Here is a 14,265-nt window from a genome sequence, read left to right as displayed (position 1 = left end):
GGCGCGGTATGTGCGCAGCACCCTCCGGCTTCGGAGCCGCATCCCTCTTCCGCGAACGCGCACGGCCCGCCGCGAGCGGGCCGAGAAACCGGCCCTGCGCGGCCGGCTGTCGGGCCGGGCGGCGCCCGGGGGCCTTCAGACTGTCAGGGGGACCGGGTGGATCTCGTCGGCCGGGTGGCCCGCCCGGTGGTGAATGCGCTGGACCGCTTCGGCCGAGGACGCCTCGGAGAGGCAGTAGACCGTGCCTGACTCCGGGTCCGCCCAGGCCTTCTCGAAGTGGACGCCTTCCTCCTTCTCGATCGCCAAGTCCGCCTGGTGGGCCTCCTTGAGCTGGTCGGCCGTGAGGCCCTTCATCCCGTGGTGGACGTCCATGAACTGGGGCATGGTGTCGCGCCTCCTCCCGGCTTTCTGAGCACGCCGGTTGCGTCATATCCATCCTGCGCCTGTCCGACGGCGAGGGCGACCGTGCCGCCCCGCACCGGCTGTCCCGGCGGCCGGGCGCGGGCGGGGCGGCGGGTGCACACGGCGTTCCCGCCGGCAAAGGGCGAGGACCTCGGTGTACCGGCTGGGCGGCGGCCTTACGCGGCGGCGGCCGCCCGTCCCAGCGCGAAGACCCGAGCGGTCTGCGCGACCCGGCGGCCGAGGTGCTCGGCGGTCGCCACGTCGGCCTTGTGCACGCCCTCCGGCCCCTGGTCGGTGTTCGACTGGGCCGCGGCGCCCGCGAAGAAGCCGAGGCGGTTGAGGTCGTTCTCGGAGGCCGTGGTGCTGTTCCAGCCCGGCAGCAGGCCGAGGCTGACCCAGTTCATGGCGTGCTGCGCGGCGAGCGTCTGGAAGAACTGCAGCGTGTGCAGCTTGTCGCCGCTCTTGGACGCCGAGTTGGTGAAGCCGGCCGCCAGCTTGTCCTTCCAGTCCTGCCCGAACCAGCGCTTGGACGACTCCTCGGCGAACGCGTGGAAGGCACCGGAGGCGGTGCCCATGTACGTGGGAGAGCCGAAGACGATCGCGTCCGAGGCGTCGAGCAGCGCCCACTGCTCCTCGGTGATCTCGTCGACCTTGACCAGGTGGACCTCCGCGCCGGCGTCGGCGGCACCGGCGCGGACGGCCTCGGCAAGGACGGCGGTGTGGCCGTATCCGGAGTGGTAGGCGATGGAGACAACAGGGCTCGTCACGGTGGGTGCTCCTGAAGGGAGGGAGAAGGGGAGAGGGGGCGGCCGTCATCCGCACCGCCCCGGCGATGACGAAAGGAAAGCACTAACTTCTAGTTAGCGCAACCCATGCGTTAGCGCTGCGGCGCAGTATGCTGGGCGCATGGAATCCCTGGACCGGTCCGTCACGAGCGCGGAGTGCGACGCGAGTGCGGGTCTCGCGTACGACGTGTTCGCCCGCAGCTGCCCCTCCCGCGGCACGCTGGAGCACGTCACCGGCCGCTGGGGCGCACTGACGCTCGGCGCGCTCCACAAGGGCTCGTTCCGGTTCAACGAGCTGCGCCGCCGCGTCGACGGGGTGAGCGAGAAGATGCTGTCCCAGACGCTGCACGCCCTGGAGCGCGACGGCCTGGTGCTCCGCGACGCGCAGCCGACGAACCCGCCGCGCGTGGACTACGAACTGACCCCGCTCGGCCGCGAGGTCGCCGAGCGCCTGCTGGGCCTCATCCGCTTCGTGGAGGGCCGCATGGACGACGTACTGCAGGCGCGCGAGCGCTACGACGAGACGCGGGGCGCCGCCGCGGTCTGAGCCCGCACGGCGCCGCACCGGTCACGCGTCGGGGCGTTTCCGGCGGCCCTCGGGAGGATGCCTAGCGCGTGGTGGGACGCGGGGCCCGCTGGCACGTGGGGCAGAAGTAGCTGGACCGGTTCATCCAGGCGCGCCGCCGCATCGGGGTGCCGCAGCGGCGGCAGGGCAGGCCCTCGCGCCCGTACGCGTCGAGCGACCGGTCGAAGTAGCCGGACTCCCCGTTGACGTTGACGTAGAGGCTGTCGAAGCTGGTGCCGCCGACGGAGAGGGCCGCGTTCATCACGTCCCGTACGTGGCCGAGGAGTTCGGCCGTGCGTGGGCGCGTGAAGCCGGCCGTCGGACGCTCGTAGTGGATCCGGGCGCGCCACAGCGCCTCGTCCGCGTAGATGTTGCCGACTCCGCTGATCAGCGACTGGTCGAGCAGGGCCCTCTTGACGGTCGTACGGCGGCGGCGCAGCGCCTCGTGGAAGGCGGCGTCGTCGAAGAGGGGGTCGAGCGGGTCGCGCGCGATGTGGGCGATGACGTCGGGGAGCCCGTCGGGGGACGTCTCGTGCAACGAGAGCCCGCCGAAGGTGCGTTGGTCGACGAAGCGCAGTTCGGTGCCGAGGGCGTCGGCGAAGCGGACGCGGATGCGCAGATGCTTCTCGTCGGGGGTCTCGTGCGGCTGCACGAGCAGCTGGCCGCTCATGCCGAGGTGCGCGAGGATCGCGGTCCCCGTGGTCTCCAGCGGGAGCCAGAGGTACTTGCCGCGGCGGCTGGGGACACCGATGCGCTGCCCCTTGAGGCGGTGGGCGAAGTCGTCACCGCCGGCGGTGTGGCGCCGCACGGCACGCGGATGCAGCACGTGGGCCTCGGCGACGGTCCGGTGGGCGACCCACCGCTCCAGTCCTCGCCGGACCACCTCTACCTCGGGCAATTCGGGCATGTCGGCTCCCCGCACACCATAGCGCCCGCCCCTGACAGGGGCGGGCGCTCGGTCGACTTGTCAGGCGGACGCCGAGGAGGCGTCGGCGTTCCCCTCGGCATGCTCGGCGGCCTCGGTCCCGGTCACCCGGGCCTCGGCGGCCTTGGCCTGTGCTGCGGCCTCGGCCTTGACGACCTCGGCCTGAGCCTCGGCCGCCGCCTTGGCGCGTTCGTCCGAGGCGGCGCGGATCGAGCGCCACGCGGACTCCGCGGCCTGCTGCTCCGCCTCCTTCTTGCTGCGGCCGGTGCCGGTGCCGTACGAGACGCCTCCGACGCGGGCGGCAGCAGTAAAGGTCTTCTCGTGGTCCGGGCCCGTCTCCGAGACCAGGTACTCGGGAACACCGAGTCCCTCGGTCGCGGTGAGCTCCTGGAGACTGGTCTTCCAGTCCAGGCCGGCGCCCAGGTTCGACGATTTCTCGATCAGGGGATCGAAGAGCCGGTGGACGAGTTCGCCCGCCGCCTCGAGACCCTGGTCGAGGTAGACCGCGCCGATCACCGCTTCAAGGGTGTCGGCGAGGATGGATGCCTTGTCCCGGCCGCCCGTGCCTTCCTCGCCCCGGCCGAGCCGGATGAAGGAGCCGAGGTCGAGGCCGCGGCCCACCTCGGCCAGCGCACGCGAGTTGACCACCGCGGCCCGCAATTTGGCCAGCTGGCCTTCGGGCAGGTCGGGGTGGGTGCGGTACAGCGTGTCCGTGACCACGAGGCCGAGAACGGAGTCCCCGAGGAACTCCAGGCGCTCGTTGGTGGGCAGGCCGCCGTTCTCGTACGCGTAGGAACGGTGCGTCAGTGCACGCACCAGAAGGGCGGACTCCAGCTTGTAGCCGAGCCGCCCTTCCAGAAGCGTGTGGGACGAGGCTGTGTTGTCCGCCTTTTTCTTGGCGTTTGAATCCGCCTTGGCGTCAGACATCAGACCTCTCACCAGCCGCTCAGACCTCGAGGACCTGGCGCTTGTTGTAGGTGCCGCAAGCCGGGCACGCGATGTGCTGCAGCTTGGGCTCGTGGCAGCGCTCGCACGCAACCAGGGTGGGGACCGCAGCCTTCCACTGCGACCGGCGGTGGCGCGTGTTGCTGCGCGACATCTTCCGCTTCGGAACAGCCACGGCTACTTCTCCTGCTTCTCGTCGGCGCGTGCTGATCGAGGCGCGCCGCCGCTCATCTCGTCCTTCTCGCCATCTTCGAGTGAACCGGCGAGTCCCTGCAGTGCCGCCCAACGGATGTCGACGGCGTCGTGGTGGTGCCCCGGGTCGTCCGCCAGCCGCGCTCCGCACTCGGAACACAGGCCTGGGCAGTCGTCCTGGCACACCGGCTGCATCGGCAGTGCGAGCACCACCGCATCACGCAGCACGGGCTCGAGGTCGAACAGGCCGTCCTCGATGAAGAGAGTGTCCTCGTCTTCCTCGGCGTCGTCGGCCGGCTCCGCTTTCACACGGCCCCGGTCGTCGGCGTCAGGGTACGAGAACATCTCCTGGAAATCCGCGTCGAGCTCCAGCTCGAGCGGCTCCAGACACCTTACGCACTCCCCCTTGGCCGATGCACGGGCGGTGCCTGTGACAAGCACCCCTTCCATGACCGACTCCAGACGGAGGTCGAGCTCCACCGGGGCGCCTTCCGGCACTCCGATGACTCCCTGGATCCCCAGATCCGCGGGAGCGTCGATCGAGCGAGTCAGGCGCTGCAGCGCGCCAGGACGCCGCCCCAGCTCGTGTGTGTCGAACACGAGAGGGTTGCGGTGGTCGAGGCGGGCGTTCAGAGCCATTCCTGCTTTCGATCTTCGATGTGGGGGCGCCGCCCTGGCCTTCCGGGCAGCGGTGATCGCGGATGTACGCGCGACCGAAGAGCCAGGATACTGGACCTTTCGCTCTCGGCCCAATCCGGTGCCCGGGGCCCCTCAGTGACCGCCGCGCCCCTGCTCGTAGGCCCGCAGCTGCTCCGCGCTGATCATGCCGGTGTCGAAGAGGCTGGTCTCGTCGAGCGCCTGGGCCTGCGGCTGCTGGTAGGCCTGCTGCCGGTCCTGGTCGTACCCGGGCTGCTGCTGGTCCTGGTCGTAGGCGGGCTGCTGGTCGTAGCCCTGCTGCTGGTAGGCGTAGGGGTCGGCCTGCTGGTAGCCGTAGGCGTCCTGCTGCGCGTACTGCTGCTGGTAGCCGTACGGATCGGCCTGCTGCTGCTGGTAGGCGTAGGCCTCCTGCTGCTGCTGGTAGGACGGCTGGGCCGGTACCTCGGGGGCCGGCGCGGGCTGCTCAGGGGCGCCGGAGAGGTCCGCGAGGCCCGCCAGGTAGTCCTCGTCGCTGGTGTGCTGGACGCCCGTCCCGTCGTCGGTGAGGGAGCCCAGGTCGTCGCTGGCGATCCGGCCGTGGAGTTTCTGCCGGCCGCGGCCGACGGCCTCCAGCGTCTTGGCGAGGACGGCCTCGAAGGCGCCGAGCTTGACCCCGACGTATTCGTCCGCGTTGCGGCGCAGCGTCTCCGGGTCGTGGCTGCGCTCGGGGGCGTCCTCGTCCTCGTAGCCCTGCTCGTCGACGCCCGGTCCGGTGCCGAGGAGCTTCTCGCGGCCGCGGCCGACCGAGCCGAGGGTCTTGGTGAGGACGACCTCGAAGTTGGCGAGCTTGGAGTCGACGTAGTCGTCGGCCTCCGCGCGGATCTCCTCGGCCTCCTGGCGGGCTTCGGCGAGGATGCGGTCCGCCTCGTTCTGCGAGCGGCGGGCGACCTCGGTGTCGGAGATCAGGGAGCCGCGCTCGGCGTGCGCGTTCTCGATGATGCGCTCGGCCTCCTGGCGGGCCTGCTCGACCAGCTGCTCGCGGCCGCCGATCAGCTCCTGGGCCTGGGCCAGGGAGCCGGGCAGCGCCTGGCGCACCTCTTCGAGCATCGAGAGCAGCTCGGCGCGGTTCACCACGCACGAGGCCGACATGGGCATGGAACGGGCGCCGGAGACCGACGCGACGATCTCATCGAGCTTCTTCTGCACGTCCACCGTGTGCTCGCCACTCTCTACAGCTGTGATGGAGACGGACGGGTCGACTGTACGACCACTCCCGCCGCGTCCGACACCGGGTGACGGGCCGTCAGTCCCCGAAGGGTGCCTCAGCTGTGCCCGAGGCGCTCGGTGAGGGCTTCCAGGACCAGCGGCGGGACCAGGTGCGAGACGTCGCCGCCCCAGGCCGCCACCTCCTTGACCAGCGAGGAGGACAGGAAGCTGTAGGTGGGGTTCGTGGGGACGAACAGGGTCTCGACGCCCGACAGGCCGTTGTTCATCTGGGCCATCTGCAGTTCGTAGTCGAAGTCGCTGACGGCGCGCAGTCCCTTGACGATGGCCGGGATGTCGCGCTGCTTGCAGAAGTCCACGAGCAGGCCGTGGAAGGACTCGACCTCCACGTTGCCGAACTCGGCGGTGACCTGGCGGATCAGGTCGATCCGCTCCTCGATCTCGAACAGGCCCTTCTTGGACTGGTTGATCATCACCGCGACATGCACCACGTCGTACAGCTTGGAGGCGCGGGCAATGATGTCGAGGTGTCCGTTGGTGATCGGGTCGAATGACCCGGGACAGACGGCGCGGCGCAACTGAGGTCCCTCGCTCTCCGGTCCGGTCATCGTGCGTCTTCGCACGTAGAGGCGGCGCGACCGTACCAAAACGTTCCCTCGCCGTAGCGACGGGCCCGGAGCGCTTCAAAGCCGTCCGGCCACCCGAATTCGCCGCCTCTGGTGCTGCGCTCCACGGTGACGAGCGCATCGTCCGCGAGCCAGCCCCCAGAGCGGAGTGTGAGCAGGATCTCGCGAAGATCGTCGTCCGAGACGGCGTACGGAGGATCGAGAAAGACCAGGTCATAGGGGTCGTCCGGAGCCGCACCCCGGATGATCTGCTCCGCTTTGCCCGATCTCACCTCGGCGCCGGGCAGCGCCAGCGATGCGACGTTCTCCCGGATCACCCGGGCGGCGCGGGCGTCGGCCTCGACGAGGAGGGTGTGCCCGGCGCCGCGGCTGAGCGCCTCCAGGCCCACGGCGCCCGAGCCGGCGTACAGGTCGAGAACGCGCTCACCGTCCAGGGGGCCGCCCAGCAGGGACTGCCAGGTGGAGAAGAGGCCCTCGCGCGCCCGGTCGGAGGTGGGGCGGGTGCCGGTGCCCGGCGGGACGGCCAGACGGCGTCCGCCGGCCCGGCCGGCGATCACGCGGGTCATCTCTTCTGTCCTTCGTGCGTGGGGCCTGCGGGGGCTGGGGTGACCGCTCCAGTCTGTCAGCCCCGGCCGGAGACGCGCTCCCTCACCCCGCTCAGCCCTTGTCCAGGTACTGCTCGCGCTCCTCGTCGAGGAGGGCGTCCAGCGCGGTGCGCAGTCCCGGAAGGCGCGCCAGCTCCGGATCGGCGGCGACGACCGCGGCCGCCTCCTCGCGGGCCTCGGCGATGATCTCCTCGTCGTCGATGACGGTGAGCATGCGCAGCGAGGAGCGGACGCCGGACTGGGCCTGGCCGAGGACGTCGCCCTCGCGGCGCTGTTCCAGGTCGATGCGGGACAGCTCGAAGCCGTCGAGCGTGGACGCCACCGCGGTCAGCCGCTGGCGGGCCGGGCTGGCCTCGGGCATCTCGCTGACCAGCAGGCAGAGGCCGGGTGCGGAGCCACGGCCGACGCGGCCCCGCAACTGGTGCAGCTGGGAGACGCCGAAGCGGTCGGCGTCCATGATCACCATGGCGGTGGCGTTCGGCACGTTCACCCCGACCTCGATGACCGTCGTCGCGACCAGGACGTCCGTCTCGCCGGCGGCGAAGCGGCGCATCACGGCGTCCTTGTCGTCGGCGGGCATCCTGCCGTGCAGGACCTCGACCCGCAGCCCCTGGAGCGGGCCCTTGGCGAGCCGGTCGGCGATGTCGAGCACGGCGAGCGGCGGACGCTTCTCCGCGTCGTCCTCCGCGGACTTCTTCCCGGCCTTGCCGCCCTCCTCCTCGTCGCCGATGCGCGGGCAGACCACGTACGCCTGGTGGCCGCCCGAGACCTCCTCCCGCACCCGCTCCCAGGCGCGCGCCAGGAAGTGGGGCTTGTCGGCGGCCGGGACGACATGGCTGGCGATGGGCGAACGCCCGGCCGGGAGCTGGTCGAGGACCGAGGTCTCCAGGTCGCCGAAGACGGTCATCGCCACGGTGCGCGGGATGGGGGTGGCGGTCATCACCAAAAGGTGCGGGGGCTGCTTGCCCTTGCCGCGCAGGGCGTCGCGCTGCTCGACGCCGAAGCGGTGCTGCTCGTCCACCACGACCAGGCCCAGGTCGTGGAACTGCACCTTGTCCTCGATCAGCGCGTGTGTGCCGATGACGATCCCGGCCTCTCCGGTGACCAGGTCCAGCAGGGCCTGCCGGCGGGCGGCCGTGCCCATGGAGCCGGTGAGCAGCACGACCTTGGTCGAGTCGTCCGCCCCGCCGAGCATGCCGCCCTCGGCCAGCTCGCCCATCATCTCGGTGATCGAGCGGTGGTGCTGCTGGGCGAGGACCTCGGTGGGCGCCAGCATCGCCGCCTGGCCGCCCGCGTCGACGACGGCGAGCATGGCGCGCAGGGCGACCATCGTCTTTCCGGAACCCACCTCGCCCTGGAGGAGCCGGTGCATCGGGTGCTCGGTCGCGAGGTCGTCGAAGATCTCCCCGGAGACCTTCTGCTGTCCCTCGGTGAGGGTGAAGGGCAGTTTGGCGTCGAAGGCAGTGAGCAGGCCGTCGGGCCGTGGCCTGCGGGCGACGGCGGGGAGTTGGGCGTCGGCGAACCGACGGCGGGCCAGGGCCACCTGGAGGACGAAGGCCTCGTCCCACTTGAGGCGGGCTCGGGCGTCCTCGACGTCCGCCCTGGTCTGCGGACGGTGGATCTTCAGCAGGGCCTCGGGGAGGGAGACCAGGCCCCGGCCCTCCCTGAGGGACTCCGGCAGCGGGTCGACGGCCTCCTGGGCGCTCGGCAGCACCGTCTGCACCGCCTTGGCGATCTTCCAGGACTCCAGCTTCGCGGTGGCCGGATAGAGCGGGATGAGCGATCCGGCCCAGGTGTCGACCGTCTCCGCCGCCTCGTCGCCGTCGCCGCGCAGCAGCTCGTACGCCGGGTGGGCGAGCTGGAGGCGGCGGTTGAAGACGGAGACCTTGCCCGAGAACATCGCGCGCGTGCCGGGCAGGAGCTCCTTGTGGGGCTTGTGCACGCCGTTGCCGAAGAAGACCAGTTGGAGGCGGCCGCTGCCGTCCGTGATCGTCACTTCCAGGCGCTGTCCCTTGCCCCGCGGGGCCTTGGACGAGGCGAAGGTGAGCAGGCGGGCGTCGGCGACCTGGGCGACCACGGTGGCGTGCTCGTCCATCGGCAGGTCGGCGAGGTGGGTGAGCTGGCCGCGCTCCTCGTACCTGCGGGGGTAGTGGTGCAGCAGGTCGCCGACGGTGTGCAGGCCGAGATGCTCGGCCATCACCTTCGCGGTGGCGGGGCCGAGCACCTTCTTCAGTGGTTCTTCGAGCGCGGGCACGAGATCCATTGCACACCACGGCACCGACAATGCCGCAAACGTCCGGGAAATCCGCTGGTCAGGCGGGTCGTTCGCGGCCTAGGATGACGCGCCCCGCCCTGTTCGCGGTCACCGTGCCCCGGGACCGCCCGACCCCGCGCCGTCGCCCGTCCCCCCACCGGCGCTGCGACGATGGACTCACAGACTTCTCAGTCATCCCAGGCACCGCGGTCGCCTCACACGTTCCAGGTCGATCTGCGCGGCCTCGTGGACCTGCTCTCCCACCACCTCTACTCCAGCCCCCGGGTCTACCTGCGCGAACTGCTGCAGAACGCCGTGGACGCCGTCACCGCGCGCCGGGCCGAGCAGCCGGACGCCCCGGCCGTGATCCGGCTCCGCGTCGAGGGCGACGGGGGCGCCCTGCGGGTGGAGGACTCCGGCGTCGGGCTCACCGAGGCCGACGTGCACAGCCTGCTGGCGACGATCGGCCGCAGCTCCAAGCGGGGCGAGGGCCTGGAGTCGGCCCGCTCCGACTTCCTGGGGCAGTTTGGCATCGGCCTGCTGGCCTGCTTCGTCGTCGCCGAGCGCATCCGCGTCGTCAGCCGCAGCGCCCGCACGCCCGAGGCGCCGCCGGTGGAGTGGACGGCGGCGGACGACGGGTCCTACACGGTCAGGACGCTGCCCGACGCGGCCCGGCCCGAACCGGGCACCACCGTGCACCTGGTGGCGCGCCCCGGAGCCGGCGAGTGGCTGACGGAGGAGCGGGTGCGGACGCTGGCCCGGGACTTCGGGTCGCTGCTGCCGTACGACGTCCGGGTGGGCGACGAGGCGGTCACGGACCTGCCGGCCCCCTGGGACCGGGCGCACCCGAGTCCCGCCGCCCGCAGGGTCGCCCTGGCCCGGCACTGCCACGACCTGTTCGGGTTCACGCCGCTGGACTCGATCGACCTGGACGTGCCGCTCGCCGGGGTCCGCGGGGTCGCCTACGTGCTGCCGTCGGCGGTCAGCCCCGCCCAGCGTGCCGGGCACCGCGTCCATCTGAAGGGGATGCTGCTCACCGAGCGCGCCGAACACCTGCTGCCGGACTGGGCGTTCTTCGTGCGCTGCGTCCTGGACACGGACAGCCTGCGGCCCACGGCGTCGCGCGAGTCGCTGTACGAGGACGAGACGCTGGCGGGGGTGCGGGACGCGCTGGGCGAGCGGATCCGCTCGTGGCTGACCGGTCTCGCCGCGGGCGACCCGGAGCGGCTCGGCGCCTTCCTTTCGGTGCACCACCTGGGCGTGAAGTCGCTGGCCCGGCACGACAGCGAGATGCTGCGCACGATGCTGCCGTGGCTGCCCTTCGAGACGACCGACGGACGGCTGTCGCTGGAGGAGTTCGCGCAGCGGCACCCCGTGGTGCACTTCACGCGGACCGTGGAGGAGTACCGGCAGGTCGCGCCCATCGCGTCCGCGCAGGGCGTGGGCGTCGTCAACGGCGGCTACACGTACGACGGCGAGCTCGTCGCCGCCCTCCCGTCGGTGCGTCCGGGCACGGTGGTGGCCGAGCTGGACGCGGACACCGTGACGGCGCACCTGGACACCGTCGACCCGGCGGAGGAGCTGGCCCTGGCGGGCTTCCTGGCCGCCGCACGGGCGAGGCTCGACCCCCTGGGCTGCGACGTCGCCCTGCGGTCCTTCCACCCCCTCTCGGTGCCGGCGCTCCACCTGGACGACCGGGCGGCCCGCCACGAACAGGCCCGCGCCGACGCCGAGGAGCAGGCCGACGACCTGTGGGCGGGCATCCTCGGCTCGCTCCGCGGCAGCGCCCCGCGCGCCCGGCTGGTGCTGAACCACCTCAATCCGCTGATCCGCCGGATCAGTTCGCTGCGCGACCCGGAACTGATCGGCACGGCCACCGAGTCCCTGTACGGCCAGGCCCTGCTGATGGCGCAGCGCCCGCTGCGGCCCGCGGACTCCGCCCTGCTCAACCGCGCGTTCATCGGGCTCCTCGAATGGGCGACGCACCCCGAGTCCGAGGAGGACGGCCGCCGATGAGCCCGATCACGGACGTCGACGCGCTGCGCCACGCGATGGCGGAGAACCAGGCGCAGCCCGAGGGGCCCGCCCGCAACGCGCGTGCGGAGCAGCTGCTCGCCGAGGCCGAGGGGCTGAACGTCCCGCTCGCCGTGATCGAGGCGCTCGGGCACCAGCTGAAGGTCTACAACTACAGCTCCGAGAAGGACAAGATGTTCGTCCCCTTCGCGCGCCTGCTGCGCATGTGGGACGAACACCCCGAGCACTTCGACGAGTACGAGACGCACTCGCTGCACTGGGTCTTCAAGTGGATGTCCGCCGGCATGCTGGGCCAGCCGCACATCCCGCTCGCCGCCATCGAGAAGTGGCTCGGCGAGATGGAGCACCGCTACCGCCTCGCCGGGCACTCCGAACGGGCCGTGCGCAGCGCCGAGTTCAGCGTCGCGCACCATGTCGGCGACCTGGAGCGCGCCGAGCGGGCGTATACCGCGTGGCTGGCGGCCGACCGGGACGGCATGGCCGACTGCCACGCCTGCGAACTGCACGACCAGGGGTGGTGGCAGGTGTCGCGCCACGGGGACGCCGCGGCGCTGGAGGCGTGGCGGCCGGTCCTGGACGGCGCGTACACGTGCGCCCACGAGCCGCACGCCGTCCTGGCGTCCTCGCTGCTGCCGCTGCTGCGGCTGGGCCGCCTGGACGAGGCGCGCTCCCACCACCTCAGGGGCCTGCGGCTGGTGCGCGCCATGGAGAGCATGCGCGGCGCCTACGCGGACCACGTCGAGTTCTGCGCGCTGAGCGGGAACGAGGCGCGCGCCCTGGAACTGCTCGCCGAGCGTCCCGCGTACTTCACGGACTCCGGAGAACCCCGCAGCCGGCTGGACTTCATGGCCGTGGTGGCCCTGCTGATGGACCGGCTGACCGAGCTGGGACTCGGCGGGCAGCCGGTGCCCGGCCCGGCCGGGCGGACCTGGACGGCGGCCGAACTCGCCGTCCACGCGCGCGAGGAGGCCCTGGCACTGGCCGCGCGCTTCGACGAACGCAACGGCACCCCGCACGTCGGCGACCGCACCCGCGCCCGGATGGACCGGCGCCCCCTGGTGGACCGGCTCCCCCTCGGCGTACGCAGCGTCCGTCCCGCCCCGGCACCGCGGCCGGTCCCCGCTGCCGGACCGTCCGCGCAGTCGTCCGCGGAGCCGGACCTGTCCGCGCTGCTCGGGGAGGCCCGGCGGCTGTCCGCGGCGATGGCACCCGAGGCCGTCGAGGCCTGGGCCGCCGTGGGCCGCGCTGCCGCGGGCCGGGAGCTGGGCCCCGGCGACCGCGCGGAGATCGCCGATCACGAGGCGATGGGCCGCGGCCCGGAGGGCGCCGCCCTCTTCGAGCGGGCGGCCGAGTGGTACGCGGAGGCCGGTGACCCGGGCGAGGCGCTGGCCGCACGCGCGCGCGGGGCGTACGCGCTCGCCGGAACCGGCCGCACCGAGGAGGCCCTGGCGGCCGTCCGGGAGCCGTACGAGCAGGTGCTCGCCCTCTTCGCGGCGGACGGGACGGGCGTACGCCAGACGGCGTCCGTGCTGGTGGCCCGCGCGCGCATCCTGCTGCAGCGGGTGCACGAGGCGGCACCCGGCGCCGGTCCCGGCGAGAGCGCGCGGGACGGCGACGCGGACCCGGCCGCCGTCGACGCCGAGACGGCCGTACGGGAGCTGCTGGCGCTCGTCGAGCCGCACACCGGCGAGATCCGGCTCGCCGCGCGGGCCGCGGAGGCACGGGCGATGCTCGCGGAACTGGCCGCGCACGACGGGGACGCACGGACGGCCGCCGAGCTGTACGCCCGGGCGGTGGCGGAGTTCACGGCGGCCGGGCTGCCGTGGTTCGCGGTGGAGTACCAGGCCCGGCTCGCCGGGATCGCGCGGCACCTCGGGGACTTGGAGACGGCGGAACGGGCGGTACGGGCCGCGCTGGAGGACGGCGGCCCCCATCTGGAGGCCGTCGGGCACGCCCGGCTGCACCTGCAACTGGCGGAGATCCTCGACGCCACCGGACGGGCCGGGCCCGCCGCGGAGCACGCCCTGGAGGCGGCGCACTGGGCCGACGAAGGGGGCGAGGGGCAGACCCTCGGCGCGTGGGCGCGGCACCAGCTGGGCGGTTTCCTGCTCCGCGAGGAGCGCTGGGCGGAGGCCGCGGAGGTGCTGGAGTCGGCGCTGCCGGACCTGACGGCCGAGGTGCACGGCGACGGTGCGATCGTGCAGACGCAGTGGTGGCTCGGCGACTGCCTCGCCGAGCTCGGTGAGCACCGGGAGGCGGCCGAACGCCGGCTGCGGGCGGCCGACATCGCCCGGCACTGGCCCGATCAGCACGATCACGCGATGCTCGCCCACCTCGCGGCCGAGTCGCTCGGGCACGCCGAACTGCCCGTCGAGGCCGACCGTGCGTACGAGCGCGCCGGTGACCTCTGGCGGTCCCTGGGCAACGTCCACGGCCTGGTCCGCGCGCTGCGCGCCCGGGCGTGGATCGCGGCGCGCGGCGAGGCGGGACCCGACGCCGCGCGGGAGCTGATGACCGAGGCGGTACGGGAGTGCGAGCGCGCCCTCCGGGAGGTCACCGCGGCGTCCGGCCCCGGCACCGCCGACACGGGCCCGTCCGGCCCCGGCGTTGCGCACCCCGCCGCGTCCGGCGCCGACGACTCCCCCGCGTCCGGCGCGGACGGCCCCTCCCCGGCCGTCACGGCAGCCGGGAGTTCCGCGGTGGACGAGGAGAACCACCACCGCCTGGTGGCCGAACTCGGTCACACGCACCGGCAGTTCGGGGATCTCGTCGCCCGGTCCGTCCCGGACGGCGCGGCGGAGGACTCGGCGCAGGCCGCGTTCGAGGAGGCGCTGGACCAGGTCGCACGGGCGGCCGCGGCCTTCGCCGTGCTCGGTGCGGGCGGACGCGATCTCCGGACGGGGGCCGAACTCTCCGCCGGGTGGCTGGAGGCCGACCTGGGGCGCCCCGCGGCGGCTTCGGCCCGCGCGCGTGAGGTGCTGGCCGCGTACGAAGGGCTCGACGGCGAGGTGCCCCGGGCACGGCGGGCCGAGGCGGAGAGGATGCTGGAGCTGATGGCGGCGGCCGGGTGAG

13 protein-coding genes are annotated in these 14,265 nt (G+C 72.8%); 3 read left to right on the top strand and 10 right to left on the bottom strand.

All coding sequences use genetic code 11. The annotated features are described in order from the left end of the window. Nucleotides 1-135: 135 nt before the first annotated feature. Together ACZ4NT_RS27330 and ACZ4NT_RS27325 are read right to left on the bottom strand one after the other, a co-directional pair. Nucleotides 136-384 carry an SCO4226 family nickel-binding protein gene (locus tag ACZ4NT_RS27330; RefSeq protein ID WP_121406192.1) on the bottom strand — a complete coding sequence of 83 codons (249 nt, stop codon included), beginning with the start codon at nucleotides 382-384 and terminating at the stop codon, nucleotides 136-138. Between the two features lie 194 nt (nucleotides 385-578). Then, nucleotides 579-1,169: a flavodoxin family protein gene (locus ACZ4NT_RS27325; protein WP_121406191.1), complete on the bottom strand. Its 591-nt coding sequence runs from the start codon at nucleotides 1,167-1,169 to the stop codon at nucleotides 579-581. A 139-nt stretch (nucleotides 1,170-1,308) separates the two neighbouring features. On the opposite strand from ACZ4NT_RS27325, the gene ACZ4NT_RS27320 reads away from it, so the two are divergent. Then, a complete protein-coding gene (locus tag ACZ4NT_RS27320; protein ID WP_467728069.1) occupies nucleotides 1,309-1,734 on the top strand; it encodes a winged helix-turn-helix transcriptional regulator in 426 nt (141 codons plus the stop codon). Between the two features lie 61 nt (nucleotides 1,735-1,795). Here ACZ4NT_RS27320 and mutM read toward each other — a convergent pair whose 3' ends face one another. The 8 genes from mutM to recG all read right to left on the bottom strand — a co-directional run bounded on the left by mutM (nucleotide 1,796) and on the right by recG (nucleotide 9,168). After that, nucleotides 1,796-2,659, bottom strand: a complete 864-nt coding sequence (gene mutM / locus ACZ4NT_RS27315) for a bifunctional DNA-formamidopyrimidine glycosylase/DNA-(apurinic or apyrimidinic site) lyase (RefSeq protein WP_467728068.1) — start codon at nucleotides 2,657-2,659, stop codon at nucleotides 1,796-1,798. Nucleotides 2,660-2,719: 60 nt separating this feature from the next. After that, the gene (rnc, locus tag ACZ4NT_RS27310) at nucleotides 2,720-3,604 is read right to left on the bottom strand and encodes a ribonuclease III (RefSeq protein ID WP_467728067.1); all 885 of its coding nucleotides are present in this window, start codon (nucleotides 3,602-3,604) and stop codon (nucleotides 2,720-2,722) included. Between the two features lie 19 nt (nucleotides 3,605-3,623). Further along, nucleotides 3,624-3,797, bottom strand: coding sequence for a 50S ribosomal protein L32 (gene rpmF, locus ACZ4NT_RS27305; RefSeq protein WP_006139588.1), 174 nt, complete (start codon nucleotides 3,795-3,797; stop codon nucleotides 3,624-3,626). A 2-nt stretch (nucleotides 3,798-3,799) separates the two neighbouring features. After that, nucleotides 3,800-4,453 carry a DUF177 domain-containing protein gene (locus tag ACZ4NT_RS27300; RefSeq protein ID WP_121406187.1) on the bottom strand — a complete coding sequence of 218 codons (654 nt, stop codon included), beginning with the start codon at nucleotides 4,451-4,453 and terminating at the stop codon, nucleotides 3,800-3,802. Between the two features lie 132 nt (nucleotides 4,454-4,585). Next, nucleotides 4,586-5,662: an ATP synthase F0 subunit B gene (locus ACZ4NT_RS27295; RefSeq protein ID WP_121406186.1), complete on the bottom strand. Its 1,077-nt coding sequence runs from the start codon at nucleotides 5,660-5,662 to the stop codon at nucleotides 4,586-4,588. A gap of 110 nt (nucleotides 5,663-5,772) precedes the next feature. Further along, nucleotides 5,773-6,252: a pantetheine-phosphate adenylyltransferase gene (coaD, locus tag ACZ4NT_RS27290; protein ID WP_183117046.1), complete on the bottom strand. Its 480-nt coding sequence runs from the start codon at nucleotides 6,250-6,252 to the stop codon at nucleotides 5,773-5,775. A gap of 26 nt (nucleotides 6,253-6,278) precedes the next feature. Continuing rightward, nucleotides 6,279-6,866 carry a 16S rRNA (guanine(966)-N(2))-methyltransferase RsmD gene (gene rsmD / locus ACZ4NT_RS27285; RefSeq protein WP_121406184.1) on the bottom strand — a complete coding sequence of 196 codons (588 nt, stop codon included), beginning with the start codon at nucleotides 6,864-6,866 and terminating at the stop codon, nucleotides 6,279-6,281. Nucleotides 6,867-6,957: 91 nt separating this feature from the next. Further along, the gene (gene recG / locus ACZ4NT_RS27280; protein ID WP_121406183.1) at nucleotides 6,958-9,168 is read right to left on the bottom strand and encodes an ATP-dependent DNA helicase RecG; all 2,211 of its coding nucleotides are present in this window, start codon (nucleotides 9,166-9,168) and stop codon (nucleotides 6,958-6,960) included. A gap of 162 nt (nucleotides 9,169-9,330) precedes the next feature. Here recG and ACZ4NT_RS27275 point away from each other — a divergent pair, with 162 nt between their 5' ends. Beyond that, nucleotides 9,331-11,175, top strand: coding sequence for an HSP90 family protein (locus tag ACZ4NT_RS27275; RefSeq protein ID WP_121406182.1), 1,845 nt, complete (start codon nucleotides 9,331-9,333; stop codon nucleotides 11,173-11,175). Continuing rightward, entirely contained in the window at nucleotides 11,172-14,264 is a 3,093-nt protein-coding gene (locus ACZ4NT_RS27270; protein ID WP_467728066.1) for a tetratricopeptide repeat protein, read from the top strand. The genes ACZ4NT_RS27275 and ACZ4NT_RS27270 overlap by 4 nt, the downstream gene beginning before the upstream one ends. Nucleotide 14,265: the final 1 nt, after the last annotated feature.

Source organism: Streptomyces sp. NPDC026417, assembly GCF_055567695.1.
Note: the sequence above shows the minus strand (reverse complement) of the source record. Positions and strands in the feature narration are given on the sequence as shown.

Coding starts and splice junctions, on each gene's coding strand:
- ACZ4NT_RS27330 (WP_121406192.1), bottom strand. CDS start 384: ATGCCCCAGTTCATGGACGTCCACCACGGGATGAAGGGCCTCACGGCC.
- ACZ4NT_RS27320 (WP_467728069.1), top strand. CDS start 1,309: ATGGAATCCCTGGACCGGTCCGTCACGAGCGCGGAGTGCGACGCGAGT.
- mutM (WP_467728068.1), bottom strand. CDS start 2,659: ATGCCCGAATTGCCCGAGGTAGAGGTGGTCCGGCGAGGACTGGAGCGG.
- rnc (WP_467728067.1), bottom strand. CDS start 3,604: ATGTCTGACGCCAAGGCGGATTCAAACGCCAAGAAAAAGGCGGACAAC.
- ACZ4NT_RS27300 (WP_121406187.1), bottom strand. CDS start 4,453: ATGGCTCTGAACGCCCGCCTCGACCACCGCAACCCTCTCGTGTTCGAC.
- rsmD (WP_121406184.1), bottom strand. CDS start 6,866: ATGACCCGCGTGATCGCCGGCCGGGCCGGCGGACGCCGTCTGGCCGTC.
- recG (WP_121406183.1), bottom strand. CDS start 9,168: ATGGATCTCGTGCCCGCGCTCGAAGAACCACTGAAGAAGGTGCTCGGC.
- ACZ4NT_RS27275 (WP_121406182.1), top strand. CDS start 9,331: ATGGACTCACAGACTTCTCAGTCATCCCAGGCACCGCGGTCGCCTCAC.
- ACZ4NT_RS27270 (WP_467728066.1), top strand. CDS start 11,172: ATGAGCCCGATCACGGACGTCGACGCGCTGCGCCACGCGATGGCGGAG.